Annotated in this window: 16 protein-coding genes; 13 read left to right on the top strand and 3 right to left on the bottom strand. The window is 63.6% G+C overall.

All coding sequences use genetic code 11. The features are described from left to right. The first annotated feature begins 149 nt into the window (after positions 1-149). From AC1L6K_RS00585 to AC1L6K_RS00560, 6 genes are all read left to right on the top strand, one after another. On the top strand, positions 150-1,454 hold the full coding sequence (locus tag AC1L6K_RS00585) for an ABC transporter substrate-binding protein (protein ID WP_480950817.1): 1,305 nt from the start codon (positions 150-152) through the stop codon (positions 1,452-1,454). Positions 1,455-1,633: 179 nt separating this feature from the next. Continuing rightward, complete coding sequence (locus AC1L6K_RS00580; protein WP_480950816.1) at positions 1,634-2,608, top strand: carbohydrate ABC transporter permease; 975 nt, start codon at positions 1,634-1,636, stop codon at positions 2,606-2,608. Beyond that, positions 2,601-3,440 carry a carbohydrate ABC transporter permease gene (locus AC1L6K_RS00575; RefSeq protein WP_480950815.1) on the top strand — a complete coding sequence of 280 codons (840 nt, stop codon included), beginning with the start codon at positions 2,601-2,603 and terminating at the stop codon, positions 3,438-3,440. Before AC1L6K_RS00580 ends, AC1L6K_RS00575 begins: the two co-directional genes overlap by 8 nt. A gap of 309 nt (positions 3,441-3,749) precedes the next feature. Continuing rightward, positions 3,750-4,862, top strand: coding sequence for a Gfo/Idh/MocA family protein (locus AC1L6K_RS00570; RefSeq protein ID WP_480950814.1), 1,113 nt, complete (start codon positions 3,750-3,752; stop codon positions 4,860-4,862). A gap of 1 nt (position 4,863) precedes the next feature. Beyond that, complete coding sequence (locus AC1L6K_RS00565) at positions 4,864-5,607, top strand: ThuA domain-containing protein (RefSeq protein WP_480950813.1); 744 nt, start codon at positions 4,864-4,866, stop codon at positions 5,605-5,607. Between the two features lie 72 nt (positions 5,608-5,679). Beyond that, positions 5,680-6,609, top strand: coding sequence for a TolB family protein (locus tag AC1L6K_RS00560; RefSeq protein ID WP_480950812.1), 930 nt, complete (start codon positions 5,680-5,682; stop codon positions 6,607-6,609). Positions 6,610-6,705: 96 nt separating this feature from the next. On the opposite strand, the gene AC1L6K_RS00555 is transcribed toward AC1L6K_RS00560, so the two are convergent. After that, positions 6,706-7,410 carry a DsbA family oxidoreductase gene (locus AC1L6K_RS00555; protein WP_480950811.1) on the bottom strand — a complete coding sequence of 235 codons (705 nt, stop codon included), beginning with the start codon at positions 7,408-7,410 and terminating at the stop codon, positions 6,706-6,708. A gap of 198 nt (positions 7,411-7,608) precedes the next feature. Between AC1L6K_RS00555 and AC1L6K_RS00550 the strand changes: the two genes are divergently transcribed. After that, positions 7,609-7,851 (top strand): DUF2630 family protein, encoded by a 243-nt coding sequence (locus tag AC1L6K_RS00550; protein ID WP_480950810.1) that lies wholly within the window; start codon positions 7,609-7,611, stop codon positions 7,849-7,851. A 194-nt stretch (positions 7,852-8,045) separates the two neighbouring features. Here the strand turns inward: AC1L6K_RS00550 and aceB are convergent, their stop codons facing one another. After that, positions 8,046-9,695 carry a malate synthase A gene (aceB, locus tag AC1L6K_RS00545; protein WP_480950809.1) on the bottom strand — a complete coding sequence of 550 codons (1,650 nt, stop codon included), beginning with the start codon at positions 9,693-9,695 and terminating at the stop codon, positions 8,046-8,048. Between the two features lie 111 nt (positions 9,696-9,806). Further along, positions 9,807-11,129: an isocitrate lyase gene (gene aceA / locus AC1L6K_RS00540; RefSeq protein ID WP_480950808.1), complete on the bottom strand. Its 1,323-nt coding sequence runs from the start codon at positions 11,127-11,129 to the stop codon at positions 9,807-9,809. 170 nt (positions 11,130-11,299) lie between these two features. Here aceA and AC1L6K_RS00535 point away from each other — a divergent pair, with 170 nt between their 5' ends. The 6 genes from AC1L6K_RS00535 (at position 11,300) to AC1L6K_RS00510 (ending at position 17,859) form a co-directional block, all read left to right on the top strand. Beyond that, complete coding sequence (locus tag AC1L6K_RS00535) at positions 11,300-12,796, top strand: helix-turn-helix domain-containing protein (RefSeq protein ID WP_480950807.1); 1,497 nt, start codon at positions 11,300-11,302, stop codon at positions 12,794-12,796. 155 nt (positions 12,797-12,951) lie between these two features. Beyond that, entirely contained in the window at positions 12,952-13,791 is an 840-nt protein-coding gene (locus AC1L6K_RS00530; protein WP_480950806.1) for a DMP19 family protein, read from the top strand. A 150-nt stretch (positions 13,792-13,941) separates the two neighbouring features. Then, on the top strand, positions 13,942-14,460 hold the full coding sequence (locus tag AC1L6K_RS00525) for a GIY-YIG nuclease family protein (RefSeq protein WP_480950805.1): 519 nt from the start codon (positions 13,942-13,944) through the stop codon (positions 14,458-14,460). A 189-nt stretch (positions 14,461-14,649) separates the two neighbouring features. Beyond that, positions 14,650-15,447, top strand: coding sequence for an SDR family oxidoreductase (locus AC1L6K_RS00520; protein ID WP_480950804.1), 798 nt, complete (start codon positions 14,650-14,652; stop codon positions 15,445-15,447). 82 nt (positions 15,448-15,529) lie between these two features. Next, a complete protein-coding gene (locus AC1L6K_RS00515; protein WP_480950803.1) occupies positions 15,530-16,762 on the top strand; it encodes an acyl-CoA dehydrogenase family protein in 1,233 nt (410 codons plus the stop codon). Next, a complete protein-coding gene (locus AC1L6K_RS00510; RefSeq protein WP_480950802.1) occupies positions 16,762-17,859 on the top strand; it encodes a phosphotransferase family protein in 1,098 nt (365 codons plus the stop codon). Before AC1L6K_RS00515 ends, AC1L6K_RS00510 begins: the two co-directional genes overlap by 1 nt. Positions 17,860-18,006 lie beyond the last annotated feature (147 nt).

The raw sequence follows: 18,006 nt of genomic DNA, 5'->3' as shown, positions 1-18,006 counted from the left end.
ATCGATAAGAGTTAAAATTGATGCACACTTTTGATTGACGGTCGACATAAGTTCGTCTAGGTTTAGTTTCACGTCCCGCCTTGGGTATCCCCGGCCGCGGCACATCAGATTTTTCAGGGTCCTCGCCCACAGACAAGGAAGTCAACGAAGTGAAAATTCGATCTCTTGCCGCAGCAGCGGCCATCGCAGCACTCGCGCTCACAGCCTCCGGCTGCAGCGGCGCCGCAAACGACGCGTCCTCCGGTTCCGACGGAAAGACGCTGACCTACTGGGCCAGCAACCAGGGCACCAGCTTGGACAATGACAAGGAAGTTCTCACGCCGCAGCTGAAGAAGTTTGAGGAAGAGTCCGGCATCAAGGTCAACCTCGAGGTCATCGGTTGGAACGACCTCCAGACGCGCATCCAAACCGCCGTCGCCTCCGGCCAGGCCCCTGATGTACTGAACATCGGCAACACCTGGGCGGCCTCGCTGCAATCAACCGGCGCCTTCATGCCCTTCGACTCGGCTGCCTTTGACGCAATTGGCGGCAAGGACAAGTTCGTCAAGACCGCCATGGACACCGGCGGCGTCGCCGGTGAAGATCCGACGTCAGTGCCGTTGTACGGTCTGGCTTACGGCCTGTACTACAACAAGGCCATGTTCAAGGATGCAGGGGTAACGCCTCCCACAACTTGGGAAGAAATGGTTGCAGCAGCCAAGAAGCTGACCGCCGGCGATGTGCACGGCTTCTCGCTGGCGGCCGGCAGCTACACGGAAAACGCGCACTTCGCCTTCATCAACGCGGCCCAGAACGATGCCGAGTTCTTCGACGCCGACGGCAAGCCCACGTTCACCTCCGACGGCATTGTCGACGGCATCTCGCGGTACCTGGACCTGATGCAGACGGACAAGGTTGTCGACCCCGGCAACGCCCAATACGACAATGCAACGAAGGCCATCAACGACTTCGCCAACGGCAAGGCCGCGATGGTCCTGAGCCAGAACAACGCCAACAGCTCCATTGCCGCACAGGGCATGAAGGACGACGAGTTCGGTGTGGTTGCATTCCCCGCCCCGGAAGGCGCGAAGGATGTTGCAAGCCATGTTGCTGGTATCAACCTCTCCGTCTTCAAGAACACGAAGAACAAGGACGGTGCACTGGAATTCGTGAAGTTCATGACCAGTGAAGCCACCCAGGCCGAGTTGGACAAGCCGTTCGCTGCCCTTCCGGTCCTGGCTGGTGTGACACCCACCTTCACCGAAGATGCGGAACTGGCCAAGACTTTCTCCGACATTTACGCCAACAAGTCCAAGCCGCTGCCGCTCGTGCCGGCCGAGGACCAGTTTGAAAGCACAGTGGGCAAGGCGATGAACCAGATGTTCGCCACTATTGCCTCCGGCGGAACCGTCAGCAAGGACGACGTCAAGGCCGCACTGACAACCGCCCAGCAGGCAGTCGAAGCAGCCGGATAGTCCCCACCGCCGGCCCGATAAATCGCTGACACGATTTCTCGGGAACCTGGCGGCGGGGCCCCATCCCGCTCCTCCCCAAGGGGCGCGCGGCAAGAAACTAAATCTGGTGGGCGGCTGGGCCGGAACGGCCAGCCGCCCACCAGAACCGACTGTTTATGAAAGAAAGGTGCGTGTCCGCAGTGTCTGCATCCACCGCCGTAAAGAATTCCGGCCCCGCAGCCGGGGCAACCGGAAGGAAAGCCCGCAAGCCCCGCCGCGCTGGCTGGTGGCTGCCATATGCGCTGCTCGCCCCCGCCGTCATCTTTGAGATTTTCATCCACGTCATCCCGATGGTCACCGGCATTTGGATGAGTTTTCTCAAGCTCACCAAAATGTTCATCTCCAACTGGGGCAATGCCCCGTTCGTGGGATTCAAAAACTACGAAATAGCCCTCGACTTCAACTCGTCCGTCGGCATGGGGCTGCTGAAATCCTTCGGCATCACTGTGGCTTTCACCATTCTGGTGGTCGGCCTTTCCTGGGGACTCGGCATGGCCGCAGCCGTCGCGCTGCAGAAGACATTCAAGGGACGTGCCATCTTCCGTACCTTGTTCTTGATCCCCTACGCGCTGCCGATGTACGCAGGTGTTATCGCCTGGAAGTTCATGCTGCAAAAGGACAACGGCGCCCTGAACCATCTGCTCTTCGACAACCTCGGCCTGTCGGGCGACAAACCGTTCTGGCTCATTGGTGACAACGCCTTCGCAGCCGTGGTCATCGTAGCCATTTGGCGGCTGTGGCCCTTCGCCTTCCTCATGTTGATGGCTGGCCTGCAGTCCGTCCCCACGGATGTCTACGAGGCTGCTTCCGTTGACGGCGCCAAGCCGCTGCGCCAGTGGTGGGCCATTACGCTGCCCATGCTGCGCCCTGTGAACATGTCACTGGTTTTGGTTATGTTCCTTTGGACCTTCAACGACTTCAACACCCCCTTCGTCTTGTTTGGTGGCGCGCAGCCGCCGGCTGGTGACTTGATTTCATTCCATATTTACAACGCTTCGTTCCTGACCTGGAACTTTGGATCCGGCGCTGCCATGTCAGTACTGCTCTTGCTATTCCTGATGGTTGTCAGCGGATTCTATGTTCTCTTCATGAACCGGAGGAAAGACAATGCATGACACAACCGGTACCAAGATCTTCCGTGTGGTCACGATTACCGCCCTCAGCATCTTTACCATCATCCCCATCTACGTCATGGTCATCTCGGGGCTGAAACCCCTCAAGGATGTTCAGGGTGCATTCTCCTGGTGGCCCGAATCGCTGACGATCCAGCCATACATCGACATGTGGAAGACGATCCCGTTGGCCGACTACTTCGTGAACTCGGTCATCGTCTCGACCATATCCACGGTGCTCTCGCTCATCATCGCCGTCTTCGCCGCCTACGCGGTGTCCCGCTACACGTTCCGTGGCCGGGCACTCTTCTCCGGTGCGGTGCTCTCGACCCAGATGCTGCCAGGCGTGCTGTTCCTGCTGCCGCTGTTCTTGATCTTCGTGAACATCAACACGAACTTCGGCATCCAGCTGGTGGGATCCCGTGCGGGGCTGATCATCACGTACCTGACGTTCTCGCTGCCGTTCTCCATCTGGATGCTCGCCGGCTACTTCAACGGAATCCCGCGTGAACTCGACGAGGCCGCAAAGGTCGACGGTTGTGGCCCCATGCGGGCGCTGTTCACGATCATCCTGCCCACAGCCCGGCCGGGCCTGGTCGCCGTCGCCATTTACAGCTTCATGACAAGTTGGGGTGAAGTGCTCTTCGCCTCGGTCATGACAACCGACGCCAACAGGACGCTGGCCGTCGGCCTGCAACTGTATTCGACGCAGACCAACGTGTACTGGAACCAGATCATGGCCGCCTCGGTGGTCGTCAGCATTCCCATCGTGATCGGCTTCCTGCTTCTGCAAAAGAACTTTGTGGCGGGCCTGACGGCCGGTGCTGTGAAGTAACCTTTGCGGCAGTTGCCTTGAACGGTCGACGGCGGCACGCGGGTGAGCAGCGATGCCCACCCGGGTGCCGCCGTCGTTGTTGCCGGGGCAGCAACCGCCAGGCACCTCCCACGCTTTTGACAGGGTCGGAACGAAAGTTCGGGCTCAGCGCCATTGGGCTGTCAATAGTCGCTGAAATTCCTTGAAGTAGCGGAGGAATCGGGTGTTCACTTTTGATTGACCGCTGTTATTAGTTCAACTAGGTTGGTGGGGTGCGGGGACTCCTGCGCACAGAATTTGTTACTGCAACGAACCTCCAACGATCAGGAAATGGTGTCCTTAGTGAGCGAGAAGACTGTGCCGGCAACACTGAAAGTTGGGGTTGTTGGCGTTGGCTGGGCAGGCCAGCAGCACGTCAAGGCCTTTAGCGCCATCGACGGCGTTGAAATTGTGGCCGTGGCCGGCATGGAAACCGAGCTGCTCGAATCCATCCAGGCCGAATACAACATCCCGCACGGCTTTGCCCGCTGGGAAGACCTGGTGGAACTGGAGGGCCTGGACGCCGTCAGCGTCGCCGTCCCCACCTTCCTGCATGCACCCATCACCGTGGCGGCCCTGGAGCGGGGCTTGCACGTGCTGAGCGAAAAGCCGCTCGCACGCAACGGTGAGGAAGGCGCCGCAATGGTGGCCGCAGCCCGCAAGGCCGGGCGCGTCCTGGACGTGGTGTTCAACCACCGGCGCCGCGGCGATGTCACGAAGCTGAAATCGATCATTGACGAAGGGGCACTGGGCAGGCCCTACTACGCGAAGGCCTCGTGGTTGCGCCGCCGCGGCATCCCCACACTGGGCAGCTGGTTCACCAACCCTGAGCTGGCAGGCGGCGGGCCACTGGCCGACATTGGCGTGCACGTGCTGGACTACGCGCTGCACCTGCTGGGCGAACCCAAGGTCATTTCCGTCTCAGCCTCCACATATTCCGAACTGGGCAGCCAGGGGCGGGGCGGCGATGTGAACTACATTGCGGCGTCGTCCAGCCACAAGTTTGAGGTGGAGGACTTCGCCTCGGCCTTCATTCGGCTCGAGGGTGGCGTGACACTGTTGGTGGAAGCCGGCTGGGCCAGTTACCGCGACCAGGCGGACCTGATGGACTTCCGCGTGTACGGCACCGATGGCGGTGCGGAGTTGCGGGCGGCCCAGTCGCACGAGATTTCCGAAGCCGGGTTGCGGATCTTCACCGACGACGACAACGGGACCAGCATCGACTATGAGGCGGAGACGCTGGAAGACGGCAACCACCCGGCAGTCGTGGAAGAGTTCGTCGATGCCATCCGCGCCGGTGAAACCGAATGGGGCAGCCATGACGGCTCCGTCGCCCTGAGCCGGGCACTTGTCATTGACGCCTGCTACACGTCAGCCCGTGAACAACGCGAAGTGAGGCTCTGACATGGGCGCAAAACTGAACATCCTGGTCTGGAACGAAGGCGTCCACGAGCTCAACAATGAGCCCGCCACCATCAAGGAGATGTACCCGGACGGCATGCACGGCGCCATCGCTGAGAGTTTGCGTGCCTTCTACCCGGACGCCAACGTCACCACCGCCACACTCGCCGACCCCGAGCACGGGCTGAGCGAGGAGACCCTCGCCGGCACCGACGTCCTGCTCTGGTGGGGCCACATCGCCCACGACCAGGTTGCCGACGAAGTCGTTGAACGGGTTCAGCGCCACGTGTTGGGCGGCATGGGCCTGGTGGCCCTCCATTCGGCTCATTTCTCCAAGATCTTCACCAAGCTGCTTGGCACCACCTGCTCGCTGAAGTGGCGCAATGAGGGCGAACGTGAACTTGTGTGGACGGTCAAGCCGTCGCACCCGATTGCTGCCGGGGTGGACAGCCCCATCGTGATCCCGGAACAGGAAATGTACGGCGAACTGTTCGACATCCCCGAACCTGACGACTTGATCTTCATCAGCTCCTTTGCCGGAGGCGAGGTGTTCCGGTCAGGTGTGACGTTCTCCCGCGGCAAGGGCCGGATCTTTTACTTCAGCCCCGGCGACCAGGAATATCCGGTTTACCACCACCCGCAGGTGCAGCGCGTAATCTCCAACGGCGTGGGCTGGGTGGCGCAGCCGCAACTGCACCGGCAGCAGCCGGAAGTCACCAACCCGGCCAGGGAATACTTCCCCGCCTGACAGTTCAGCCCGGCCTGCTGCAATTAGCTGGGCCGGGCCAACCTGCCCCCAACCCAGCGATAGGAAGTTCCCATGCCACGCCACCTGCAACCCGGACAGCGTGCCGAGCTGTCCATCATCGACGTGCGCACAGCCGAGGCCAGGCTGCGTCTCGCCTCGGACACGCTTCTCTTCGAGGCCCCCAATTGGAGCCCCGATGGCAGGAGCCTTATCATCAACGGAGACGGCAGGCTGTTCCGGCTCCCGGTTGAAGCAGACGGTGCCGGCGGCGTTGAAGCTGCCGGCACCTGCGGTGTTCTGGAAGAGATCGACCTCGGGGGCATTGCCGAGATCAACAATGACCACGTCATCAGCCCCGACGGCGGCACGGCCTACATCTCCAGCAAGGACGGCCACATCTACGCCGTTGACCTTGAAGGAACTGATGGCCCCCGCCGCGTCACGAATGACAACGGGCCAAAGTTCAGGCATTACCTCCACGGGGTGTCCCCCGACGGGGCAACGCTGGCGTACATCGGCTTGACCGTCGACAGCGGACAGGTCCGCACCAACGTTTATGTGGTGCCCGCGGCCGGCGGTCCCGCTGTGCAGCTCACCGACGACGCGTTTCCCGACGACGGTGCAGAGTTTTCAGCCGACGGACAGTGGATTTACTTCAATTCCGAACGCGGCTCCACGATCCCCGGCCACGCCCAGCTGTTCCGTCTCCCTGCACCGGGAAACAGCACAGCAAACAAGGTGCCCGAGCAGCTGACGCATGACGAGCGTGTGAACTGGTTCCCGCATCCTTCCCCGGACGGGACGCAAATTGCCTATGTCAGCTTCCCTCCGGGGACGGTGGGACACCCGGCGGATGTGCCCGTCGTCGTGCGGCTGCTGGAAAGGGACGGCACCATCCGGGACCTCGCCCGGGTGTTTGGCGGGCAGGGCACCATGAATGTTCCCAGCTGGTCGCCGGACGGGACCAAAGTCGCCATCGTCGCCTACCCGCTGGACGGCTGACGGACGGTGCGGATTGCGCACAAAAAAGCCGCCGATAACGCCCTGCGCCGCTGAAGCACCAGCAGCTGCGGGCAGTATCGCCGGCTTATTTGGAAGCTAGATGGCGCAGCCGTCCGGGCCGCACACCTCGGCGTCGGCAGAACCGGCGGCAACCATGGTCAGCGGGTTGGCTTCCTGCCACGCCTGCTCGATCGCCTGGCTGAACACGTCGGCGGGCTGGGCGCCGGAGATGCCGTACTTCCTGTCGATGACAAAGAACGGCACGCCGGTGACGCCGATGGCCCGGGCCTCGGCAAAATCGTGGCGGACGTCGTCGGCGTATTTGTCGGTGTCGAGCGCCTCGTTGATCTCGGCGGCATCCAATCCCGCCTCGGTGCCGAGTTTCACGAGCGCGTCGCGGGAACCAATGTCCATGCCGTGCTCAAAGTGGCCTGACAGCAGGGCTTCCTTCACGGCGTCGCCCTTGCCGTTGGCGGCGGCCAGGTGCAGCAGCTGGTGGGCATTGAAGCTGTTGGCGACCACCACGTCGTCGAACTTGTAGTTCAGGCCCTCGCCTGCGGCCTGCTCGGTGACGTGCGTGAACATGCCGGCAACCTGGGCCGGGTCCATGCCCTTGCGCTCGGCAAGGTAGCTGATCTCGGTGCCGTCATAGTGATCGGGGAGGGTGGGATCCAGCTGGTAGCTGCGCCACTGCACCGCCACGGAATCCTTGTGCGCAAAGCCGTTCAGGGCGGTTTCAAAACGGCGCTTGCCAATGTAGCACCAGGGGCAGGCCACGTCGGACCAGATTTCAATCTTCATACTGCCCAAAACCACGTCGGCGCCCGGGTTATTCCGGGGCTGGGCGTTGGCATAGTCCCCTGAACCGCTGCGTGATCGATTCGAGGCGGCCTTGCGGGAGAAGACGTAGGGCCAGGACCCTCGCCGACATGCCGAAACCGCACTAACGTAGGTCTGGACAGTGCGAGTGCGGCCGGAACACAGCTGAGGAGATGCGGAATGGACGATTACCAGGTTCACCACAAGATCGAGGAACTGGTCAAGGCCGAACAGGATCTGCGTGATTCAACCGCGGACCAGGCGAAGCTGCCCGAGCGTGCTGCGCGGCTGAAAGTCATTGAGGTCCAGCTGGACCAGTGCTGGGACCTGCTGCGCCAGCGGCAGGCGAAGATCCATGCCGGGGAGAGCCCCGACGATGCGCAGCTGCGCCCGGCCAGCGAGGTCGAAGGCTACAAGCAATAGCCGACGCCGGCGTTCCCTTCGGCGCCCCGCCCGCCTCCCCATTCATGGAGGACTCGCGCAAAGCCCGACGGCGGTTGGCGGGTTCCAGGGGGAACGGCGCCAACCGCCGTCGGACTTTTCAGATTTAAGGCTGCCTCACCGGGACCCGGATTTCGGGCCTGCAGTGGCGTCGCATCCGGTGAAGGCAACCAAACTTATGCTGCCGCGAGCTGCCGTTCGGTCTGCTCGGCGTGCAGGTAGTTCGCGTAGGCGGAGGTGGTCAGGAAGGCGGGGAATTCCTCGCCCATCGCGACGTCGGTGAAGATCTCCAGGGCATCCTCGAAGCGGTCGCCCTCGAAACGAGGGAGCCGGGCGAATTCCTCCTCGAGCATCTCGGTGACCCAGTCGAAGGTGATGAGTTCGCCCGTGTCGGTGATGGCCTGGCTGTGGATCCACTGCCAGATCTGCGAGCGGGAGATTTCCGCGGTGGCGGCGTCCTCCATGAGGTTGTTCAGGGCGACGGCGCCGTGGCCGCGCAGCCAGGATTCGATGTATTGGATGCCGACCCAGATGTTGTCGCGCACACCTTGCTCGGTGATGTTGCCCTCGGTGCCGGCGACGTTCAACAGGGCGCGGTCATCGAGTTCGACGTCCTCGCGGGTGCGGCTGATCTGGTTCGGGTTCCAGCCCAGGATCTCATCGAAGACCTCCATGGCCACGGGAACCAGGTCCGGGTGGGCCACCCAGGAGCCGTCGAAGCCGTCGTTGGCTTCGCGGGTCTTGTCGGCGCGGACCTTGGCCATCGCGTTGGCGTTGGCCTCCGGGTCGCGGCGGTTGGGCACGAACGCCGCCATGCCGCCGATCGCCATGGCGCCGCGGGTGTGGCAGGCGCGGACCAGCTGTTCGGTGTAGGCGCGCATGAACGGTGCCGTCATGGTGATCTGGTTGCGGTCCGGAAGCACGAAGCGCGGGCCGCGGGTGCGGAAGTTCTTGATGACGGAGAACAGGTAGTCCCAGCGGCCGGCGTTCAGCCCTGCTGCGTGGTCGCGCAGCTCGTACAGGATTTCCTCCATCTCAAAGGCTGCCGTGATGGTCTCGATCAAGACCGTTGCGCGGATGGTGCCCTGCGGGATGCCGAGCAGGTCCTGGGCCTGGATGAAGATGTCATTCCAGAGGCGTGCCTCGAGGTGGTTTTCAATCTTCGGCAGGTAGAAGTACGGTCCCTTGCCCTGGGCGATCAACCGGCGGGCGTTGTGGAAGAAGTACAGCCCGAAGTCGACAACGCCGCCGGCCATGGGCTTGCCGTTGATCAGCAGGTGCTTCTCCGGCAGGTGCCAGCCGCGGGGGCGGACCACGATGGTGGGCAGTTCCTCCTGCGGGGCCAGCTTGTATTCCTTGCCCTCGGGGCTGGTGAAGTCGATGCGGCGTTCCAATGCGTCGATCAGGTTCAGCTGGCCGCGGATGACGTTGCCCCACGTGGGTGTGGAGGAATCCTCCATGTCGGCCAGCCACACCTTGGCGCCGGAGTTCATGGCGTTGATGGTCATCTTGCGGTCAACGGGGCCGGTGATTTCCACGCGGCGGTCCTCCAGCCCGGGTGCCGGGGGAGCAACACGCCAGCGGGGGTCGTCCCGGATGTGGGACGTTTCGCGCAGGTAGCGGGGATCGGAGCCGCTGAGGATCTGCGAACGGCGGGTCCGGCGGGCCGCCAGCAGCTCCAGGCGCCGCGCCGTCGTCGTGCGGTTCAGTGCTGCGATGAAATCCAGGGCCTCGGGGGTCAGGATTTCTTCCTGGCGGTGGATGGGCGGTGCCGTCAGGGTGATGCCGTTGAACGTGATCCCGTTCAGGCTGTTCGTTGAGTTCATGGGAGTTCTCCAAGTCTGGATCCATCGAGTTTGCAGTTGTTGGACGGAATCGGGCCGGTTAAGGCAGTTTTCGTCCAACAACTGCAAAATCGATATGAAGGGGGAGGAAGATTAGTGGAACTGCTGGGCTTCGGTGGAACCAGCCAATGCGAGGGTGCCGCTGTTCGGGTTCAGGGCGGTCGCCACCAGATCGAAGTAGCCTGTGCCCACTTCGCGCTGGTGCTTGGTTGCGGTGTAGCCGCGGTCTTCGGAGTCGAATTCACGCTCCTGCAGTTCGACGTAGGAACTCATGCCGTTGCGGGCGTAGCCATGGGCAAGATCAAACATCGAGTAGTTCAGGGAGTGGAAACCAGCCAGGGTGATGAACTGGAAGGTGTATCCCATGGCGCCAAGCTCTCGTTGGAACTTGGCGATCGTTGCGTCGTCCAGGTGCTTTTTCCAGTTGAACGACGGCGAGCAGTTGTAGGCAAGCATCTGGTCGGGGAATTCCGACTTGACGCCTTCGGCAAACTTTTTGGCGTGCTCCAGGTCCGGTGTTCCGGTTTCCATCCAGATGAGGTCCGAGTGGGGTGCGTAGGCGCGGGCCCGGGCAATGGAGGGTTCCAGACCGTTCTTGACGTGGTAGAAACCCTCGGCCGTGCGCTCGCCGGTGAGGAACGGCTGGTCGCGCTCATCCACGTCCGAGGTGATCAGTGTGGCTGCCTCGGCGTCGGTGCGGGCGATGATCACCGAGGGGACGCCGGCGACGTCGGCCGCGAGCCTTGCGGCGTTCAGCGTGCGGACGTGCTGGGCCGTGGGGATCAAGACCTTGCCGCCCAGGTGCCCGCACTTCTTTTCGCTGGCAAGCTGGTCTTCCCAGTGCACGCCGGCCGCACCGGAGGTGATCATGGACTTCATGAGCTCATAGGCGTTCAGCGGGCCGCCAAAGCCGGCTTCGGCGTCGGCCACGATCGGGACCAGCCAGTCCTCAACTGTCTGCAGGCCTTCGGAGAACTCGATCTGGTCCGAACGCAGGAGGGCGTTGTTGATGCGGCGGACCACCTTGGGCACCGAGTCCACGGGGTAGAGGGACTGGTCCGGGTAGGTGTTGCCATTGGAGTTGGCGTCAGCGGCAACCTGCCAGCCGGAGAGGTAGATGGCTTTCAATCCGGCCTTGACCTGCTGGACGGCCTGGTTGCCCGTAAGTGCGCCAAGTGCGTTGGTGTAGCCGCCCGGTGCTGCGGTGGTCAGCTGGTTCCAGAGCTTTTCAGAACCTCGGCGGGCCAGGGTGTGTTCCTCCTGGACGCGGCCACGGAGCTTGACGACGTCGGCAGCCGGGTAGGAGCGCTCGATGCCGTCCCAGCGGGGATTGGCGGCCCACTCGAGTTCGAGGGCTGCGGCTGCCTGTGCGTTGCTCTGCTCCGGCGTCGTTGCGGGTTCAAATGCTGCAGTCATGATGGAAAGCTCCTTGTAGTGGTTGTGCTGACGAAGGGACGGGCCTGGATTCGTCGCTGAGTCCGGAGATCCGCGTTCCTTCTTCGTGATTTCCACTATTCCGAGATTTTCAAGCGGCTGCTAGGGGTAAATGGTGGAAAGATTGGCACTTCTTCACGTATCCTCAAGAAATGACTAATGCAGGCTGGAATTTACGCGAAGCACTGGCGCCGAGGGACAGGGGAGCCGCCGCCACGGGGGAACTGGACGTCATTTCCCTGGGCAGAAGGGTGCGCCACCTGCGCAAAACCCAGGGCATGACCCTTGATGACCTGGGGGCGAAAGTGGGGGCCGCGCCGTCGCAACTTTCCTTGATTGAAAACGGCAAGCGCGAGCCCAAGCTGACCCTGCTGCAGCAGCTTGCCGGGGCGCTCGGCGTCGGACTTGAACAACTGCTTGGGGCCGAACCTCCCAGCCGCCGGGCCGCGCTGGAAATTGAGCTGGAACGGGCGCAGCGCGGACCCCTGTATCAGTCACTGGGACTGCCCACAGTGCGCGTCAGCTCGCGGCTTTCCACGGAAGTGCTCGAGTCGCTGGTGGGCCTGCAGCACGAGCTGGAACGGCGCCTGGATGAGCAGTCGGCAACGCCCGAGGAGGCGCGGCGGGCCAACACCGAGCTGCGGATGGAAATGCGTGAGCGCAATAACTACTACCCGGAGATCGAGAAGCAGGCGCAGGAGCTGCTGAACGCCGTGGGGCATGACAGGGGTCCGCTGTCCCACCATGTGGCCGCGGACGTTGCCGAGCACCTCGGTTTTGACTTGCACTATGTGGGGGACCTGCCGCATTCAACCCGGTCGGTGACGGATTTGAAGAACCGCCGAATTTATCTCACGCAGGGCCAACGCTCCGATCACGACCCGCGTTCGGTGCTGCTGCAGGCGCTGGGCCACTATGTTTTGGGGCACAAGACGCCGCTGAACTATGCCGACTTTTTGCGCCAGCGCGTGTACACAAATTACTTTGCGGCGTCCCTGCTGATGCCCGAACGCGCCACCGTTGACTTCCTCAAGGAGGCGAAGGCGGCGAAGGAGCTGGCGATTGAGGATATTCGGGACGCCTTTTCCGTCTCGTATGAAACGGCAGCACACAGGTTCACCAACCTGGCCACCGAACACTTGGGCATCACCACGCACTTCCAAAAGGTGCACGAGTCGGGGATCATCCACAAGGCCTATGAGAACGACGGCGTGAACTTTCCCGCCGACCACACTGGTGCCATCGAGGGGCAGTCCGTGTGCCGCTTCTGGACCTCACGGGCCGTCTTTGAGGTGCCAGACAAGTTCAGGGCCTTCAACCAGTACACCGACACCGCCGTGGGGACGTTCTGGTGCACCGCCCGGACCGAAAGGCATTCCTCGGGGGAGTACTCGCTGAGCATTGGGGTGCCCTACGCCCACGTGAAGTGGTTCCGGGGCAGGGAAACCACCGAGCGCTCGCAGTCCAAGTGCCCGGACCCGGCATGCTGCCGCCGGCCCCCGGCGGAACTTTCTGCCCAGTGGGCCGGGAACGCGTGGCCGTCAACGCGGGCCAACTCGCACCTGCTGGCGGCCATGCCGCAGGGTGCCTTCCCCGGTGTTGATGAGACCGAGGTGTACAAGTTCCTGGCGGCGCACGAGGGACGGTAGGCGTGGGGTGCAGGGGCGCGCTGCCAAGGGTGCACCCACGCAACGTTCCCCCGTTCTTCGCCTGACGTTCACGTCGCCTTGGGGTCCAGGTCCGGCTGCGCAACATAGCGTGAAGTTGTCAGGAGCACCACGGCTCCCAAGAGTGAGGAACTTTCATGACCACGCACCAATTCCCAGTTGTATTGACCGCCCAGGGTGCCGCCACTGACAACGAGGATGTTGTTGGCGACAATGTGACAGTTGTTAACGCGATGTACCTGGCCCTGCTGAATGCCGAGGAGATCGCCCCGAACGCCTTGCGCAGCTACTTCGTCGACTTCTATCTCACACAAGCGCTCGACGGCGGATTCGCCCAGTATGTTTTCATGACGCCTGACCGCGAAGAACTCGACGGCTACATCCGGGAAGGGCTTGAGGGCATGGGCGCAAGGGAACACCTGGACCTCTTCAACCGCACCGCTGCGCTCTATGACCTGCTGTCCGAGCGCGACACGGAGGCCTACCTCGAGGACGAAGCCGACGAAGCTTCGGACCGCTCTGACGGTGTGGCTGCCATGGAGGCCCTGGACAGCGAATTTGAAGAACTGTTTGAAACCGAAGACGTCACCGGCCTGAATGCACAGTGGCTGCGGACCCAGGAAGGCCTCCTGGTGCTTGAGCCCGAGGAGTTGGCGGTACACATCGCCGAGCGCGTCGCCACCGTCACAAACCTGGACGAGCGCCGGGCCGAAGCCGAGCTCGAGGACGCACCCGAGTTTGAACTGATCATTCGCGAGCTCTGCGACATGGCCGGGCACCGCCTGGAGAAGATCACCATGGGAGACCCCAACCATGAACACAACGGCGAAACCGTCCTGGCCTGGCACTTCAAGACCAACAAGGGCGAGTTCATCATGATCGACGACGACATCGAAGCCTCCATGATCGATCCCGCAACGCAGGAAGTCGTTGCGACGGTTGAGTTTGAGCTGGAAGAAGACCTCGCCGAAGCGTAGCGGAAGCGCCTTCACGCAGTTCTGCGTGCGGCTGCACGCCGCGCAGTCCCGGCCGCAGCTGCCGGGGACCGGACCCGCCATGGCGGATCAGGCCCCCGGCAGCTGCGGCCGGCGGAAATGGATGGTGCAGCCTTGCCGTAAGGTCGACCCATGGAAGATCTCAAATGGACAAAAACCGCCCCTGCCAAAACCGCATGGTCGGCGATGCCCTTTGCCCCCGGCATCTATAAGTGTTACCTGACAGGCGGCCTGCCCAAAAACGTGGAGTGGCCCGCAGAGTTGAAGCCCCTGAAGCGCGGGGACCTGGTCTACGTGGGACGGGCAACGAACCTGAGAAGCCGTGCCCGGCACCATGACGTACAAACCTCAAAATCCACTTTTCGCCGTTCCTTGGCGGCAGTTCTGGGCCTCCAAGCCCAGTGGCATGGAAAATCTGCGCATCCCCGGCTGACTGATGCTGACGAGGAACTTCTCAGCGCATGGATGGTCAGCAACCTGGGCACGTCATTTTGCGTGGTGCCAAAATTGGAGCTTGTCGCCGACCTCGAGGATGCGCTGCGTGCGGAACTCTGCCCGCCCTTGAACCGTGATGCCCGGACTCCCGAGCAACTGTACGTCTCGACTCTTGCCACAGCTGCACAGCGCAACGCCCTGCGCGACAAGGGCTGAGGTCCCACACCCCGCCGGACGGTGACCGAGCTGTGGACCCCGGAGCCGGCCCTTCCGTTGGGGCATGGTTCCGACGTCCGGCCGCAGGACCGGCAAGGCTGTGCCAATGTGCTTGACCATTGTTGATTTCCGCACCATGCTGGCAGTAGTTACTGCCAAGTAGTCGGAGACTCAACGAAGAGGATCGCCATGCCCCTAGACAGTTCGCACGCGCCGGCGCACCCGGCGCAGCGATTCCGCGGCAAGAAGGCCCTGGTCACAGGCGCCAGCAGGGGGATCGGGCTGGCCGTCGCCCACCGCCTGGTGGCGGAGGGGGCCAGGGTTTTTCTCACCGCACGTGGCGGGGAGCAGCTCCTGGCGGCTGCGCGCGGGTTCCCTGACGGGGCTGTCATGGCCCTCTCGGGGCACGCGGACGACCCGGCGCACCGCGAGGAGGTGCTGGCCGACGTCGAACAGTATTTTGGCGGGCTGGACATCCTCGTCAACAACGCCGGCATCAACCCCGTGTACGGGCCGCTGGAAACGGCCGAGCTGGACGCGGCGCGCAAGATTTTTGAGGTCAACGTCCTCGGCACGCTCGCCTGGACGCAGGCCGTGCTGGCGCATCCGGGACTCGGGTTTCGGGCGCGGCGCGGGAATGTGGTGAATGTGTCGTCCGTCAGCGGCGACGTTCCGGCCGCCGGCCTGGGCCTGTACGGCATCAGCAAAGCCGCCGTGTCCCACCTGACCCGCACCCTGGCCATGGAGCTGGCACCCGACATTCGTGTCAATGCCGTGGCGCCGGCCGTTGTCAAGACTAAATTTGCCGGTGCCTTGTACGAGGGACGCGAAGCGGAAGTTGCCGCCTCCTACCCGTTGGGGCGGTTGGGAGAGCCCGACGACGTCGCCTCCGCAGTTGCCTACCTCGCCTCCGCCGATGCCGCCTGGGTGACGGGGCAGATCCTCACACTCGACGGCGGCCTGCGCAACGCCGGCGGCCTCGGGTGAGTGCGGATTGCAGCCCGCGGCCTGCCGGATGCCAGTGTTCAGGCGCAACACCCCGGATTGACGTCCACGCAAGGAGCGGCACGTGAACAACACACCCCCGGCCGGCCTGTACCCGGCCTCCGTTGAAGACCTGCGCCAGCGGACAAGGGAATTCATTCGCAACACAGTGATCCCGGCTGAGCCGCGGCCGGGACAGGCCCTGAACGTTGCTGTCAGGCGCGAGCTGGCGGCTGCGGCGCGTGCTGCCGACGTGTTTGCCCCGCACGTGCCTGTGGAATTTGGCGGGCAGGGGCTGGCCGTCGAACACTGGTCGCCAGTGTTCCAGGAAGCGGGGTATTCGCCCATCGGCCCCGCCGTGCTCAATTGCATGGCACCGGACGAGGGCAATATGCACATGCTGAACCTGATCGGAAGCAACGCGCAAAAGCAACGATTCCTGGTTCCGCTTGCCGCCGGCAAGATCAGCTCCTGCTTCGCCATGAGCGAGCCGCATCCCGGCGCAGGTTCTGACCCCGACGCCCTGGCCACGACAGCCGTCCGCGACGGCAGCGGATGGCGGATCACCGGGCACAAGCGCTTCACCAGCGGGGCCACGTTCGCCGGGTTTGCCATCGTCATGGCGCGCACCGGGCCGGACGGCGCCACCATGTTCCTGGTGCCCATGGACACCCCGGGGGTGCGGATTGGCGCGCCGATCCACACCGTGGACAGGTATCTGCCCGGAGGCCATCCGCACGTGCATTTCGACGGCGTCCTCGTCCCCGGTTCCGCCGTCCTTGGCGAAGCCGGGCTGGCATTCAAGTACGCCCAGGTGCGGCTGGGCCCGGCCCGGCTGACCCACTGCATGCGGTGGCTGGGGCTTGCCCGCCGGGCCATGGACATCATGCTCGACCGCGCCAACAGCAGGGAGATTTTTGGTGCGCACCTCTCGCAACTGGGCATCGCGCAGGACATGATTGCCCAATCAGTCATCGACATTGAAACCTCCGACGCCATCATTGCCAAATGCGCGGCCCTGCTGGCCGTCGATCCGAAGGCCGGGTCGGCGCTGTCCTCCGCGGCCAAGGTGCATTGCTCGGAAGCGGTGTACAGGGTGATCGACAGGGCCGTCCAGCTGTGCGGCGGCGACGGCGTCTCGGACGGGCTGCCGCTGATCCAATACCTGAACGAGGTGCGCCCGTTCCGGATCTACGACGGGTCCACCGAAACCCACAAATGGGCCATCGCCCGCAGGGCTGCATCGGCACGGCGCCGTGCCGTGGAGAACGGGGAACCATTCCAGGGCGCAGCCCACATCCACGAAGGGGAACGGTGATGGCCAGCATGCAGCACAGCCGCAGAATGCAGGACATTGTGCAGACAACGGAGGAAGCCGCCCGACAGGACGCACCTCCGCTGCTGATCCTGGAACGGGTGGAGGAATTCTTCGACGCACAAGGCATCGGGTCCGGGCCGGTGCACGCGCACCGCATAGGCGGGGGACAGTCCAACGTGACCTTCAGGATCAAAAGGAGGGGGACCGACGTCGTGCTTCGAAGGGGTCCGCGGCCGCCGCTGCCGCCGTCCACACACGACATGGTCCGGGAAGCCCACATCCAGGCCCTGCTCGCGCCGCTGGGCATTCCGGTGCCGAAAATCCTGGCCGTGTGCGCGGACGCGAACGTGCTGGGCGTGCCGTTTTACGTGATGGGCCATGTGGACGGGGAGGTCATTACGGACACCGTGCCCGGGCATCTTGACGCTCCGGCGCAGCGCCGCGCCACCAGCGCAGCCGCGGCCGACATGCTCGTGCGGCTGCATTCGGTGGATGCGGGGCGCGGCGAGGTCGCCGGAATCGGACGCCCGGACGGGTACCTGAAACGGCAGGTGTCGCGGTTTGCGGCGCTGTGGGAGATGGGAGCCACACGGGACCTGCCGCAGGTGGCCGAACTGGCGCGGTGGCTTGAAGCGAACCGGCCGGACACGCAGCGCAATGCCGTGATCCACGGAGACTACCGGCTGGGGAACCTGATGTTCAGCCGGCGCGGCCCCGCCCATGTGAAGTCGGTGCTGGACTGGGAGATGGCCACGCTGGGGGATCCCCTGGCGGATCTGGGCTACCTCACGGCCACGTACGCGCAGGCCGGGACGCCGGCCACGCTGCTGGAGCTCACGCCCGTGACGGCGGAGCCCGGCTACCTCAACCGCACCGAAATGGCGCAGCGGTACAACGCGCATTTTGGCTTGGACCTGTCCGCACTGCCCTGGTATCAGGCGCTTGCGCTGTGGAAGGCGGCCATCTTCAGCGAAGCCATTTACGCCCGGTGGAAGCGCGGGGAACGCGCCGATGGTGAGGCCTTCGGAGCCGCCCTGGAAACCGGTGTGCCGCGGCTCTTGGAGACTGCCGCCGCCCATGCCGCCCGGCTTCCGTAGCCTGCCAACGCGTCAGGGCTGCCGGCCCGCCGTCGTTCCAGCGGGCGTTGCCATGGTGGGTTTGCCTTGGCGGACGTTGCGTTAACGGACGACGCCGGACCCCTGCCTTGGGTGCGCCGGCCCGGCCTTGTTTGAGGTGCCCAAGTG

The organism is Specibacter sp. BI4 (assembly GCF_056680095.1).
Note: the sequence above shows the minus strand (reverse complement) of the source record. Positions and strands in the feature narration are given on the sequence as shown.

Excerpts from the sequence above, each read along its gene's own strand:
- AC1L6K_RS00565 (WP_480950813.1), top strand. The coding sequence starts at position 4,864 with ATGGGCGCAAAACTGAACATCCTGGTCTGGAACGAAGGCGTCCACGAG.
- aceA (WP_480950808.1), bottom strand. The coding sequence starts at position 11,129 with ATGACTGCAGCATTTGAACCCGCAACGACGCCGGAGCAGAGCAACGCA.
- AC1L6K_RS00555 (WP_480950811.1), bottom strand. The coding sequence starts at position 7,410 with ATGAAGATTGAAATCTGGTCCGACGTGGCCTGCCCCTGGTGCTACATT.
- AC1L6K_RS00520 (WP_480950804.1), top strand. The coding sequence starts at position 14,650 with ATGCCCCTAGACAGTTCGCACGCGCCGGCGCACCCGGCGCAGCGATTC.
- AC1L6K_RS00535 (WP_480950807.1), top strand. The coding sequence starts at position 11,300 with ATGACTAATGCAGGCTGGAATTTACGCGAAGCACTGGCGCCGAGGGAC.
- AC1L6K_RS00510 (WP_480950802.1), top strand. The coding sequence starts at position 16,762 with ATGGCCAGCATGCAGCACAGCCGCAGAATGCAGGACATTGTGCAGACA.
- AC1L6K_RS00550 (WP_480950810.1), top strand. The coding sequence starts at position 7,609 with ATGGACGATTACCAGGTTCACCACAAGATCGAGGAACTGGTCAAGGCC.
- AC1L6K_RS00570 (WP_480950814.1), top strand. The coding sequence starts at position 3,750 with ATGGTGTCCTTAGTGAGCGAGAAGACTGTGCCGGCAACACTGAAAGTT.
- AC1L6K_RS00530 (WP_480950806.1), top strand. The coding sequence starts at position 12,952 with ATGACCACGCACCAATTCCCAGTTGTATTGACCGCCCAGGGTGCCGCC.
- AC1L6K_RS00575 (WP_480950815.1), top strand. The coding sequence starts at position 2,601 with ATGCATGACACAACCGGTACCAAGATCTTCCGTGTGGTCACGATTACC.
- aceB (WP_480950809.1), bottom strand. The coding sequence starts at position 9,695 with ATGAACTCAACGAACAGCCTGAACGGGATCACGTTCAACGGCATCACC.
- AC1L6K_RS00560 (WP_480950812.1), top strand. The coding sequence starts at position 5,680 with ATGCCACGCCACCTGCAACCCGGACAGCGTGCCGAGCTGTCCATCATC.
- AC1L6K_RS00525 (WP_480950805.1), top strand. The coding sequence starts at position 13,942 with ATGGAAGATCTCAAATGGACAAAAACCGCCCCTGCCAAAACCGCATGG.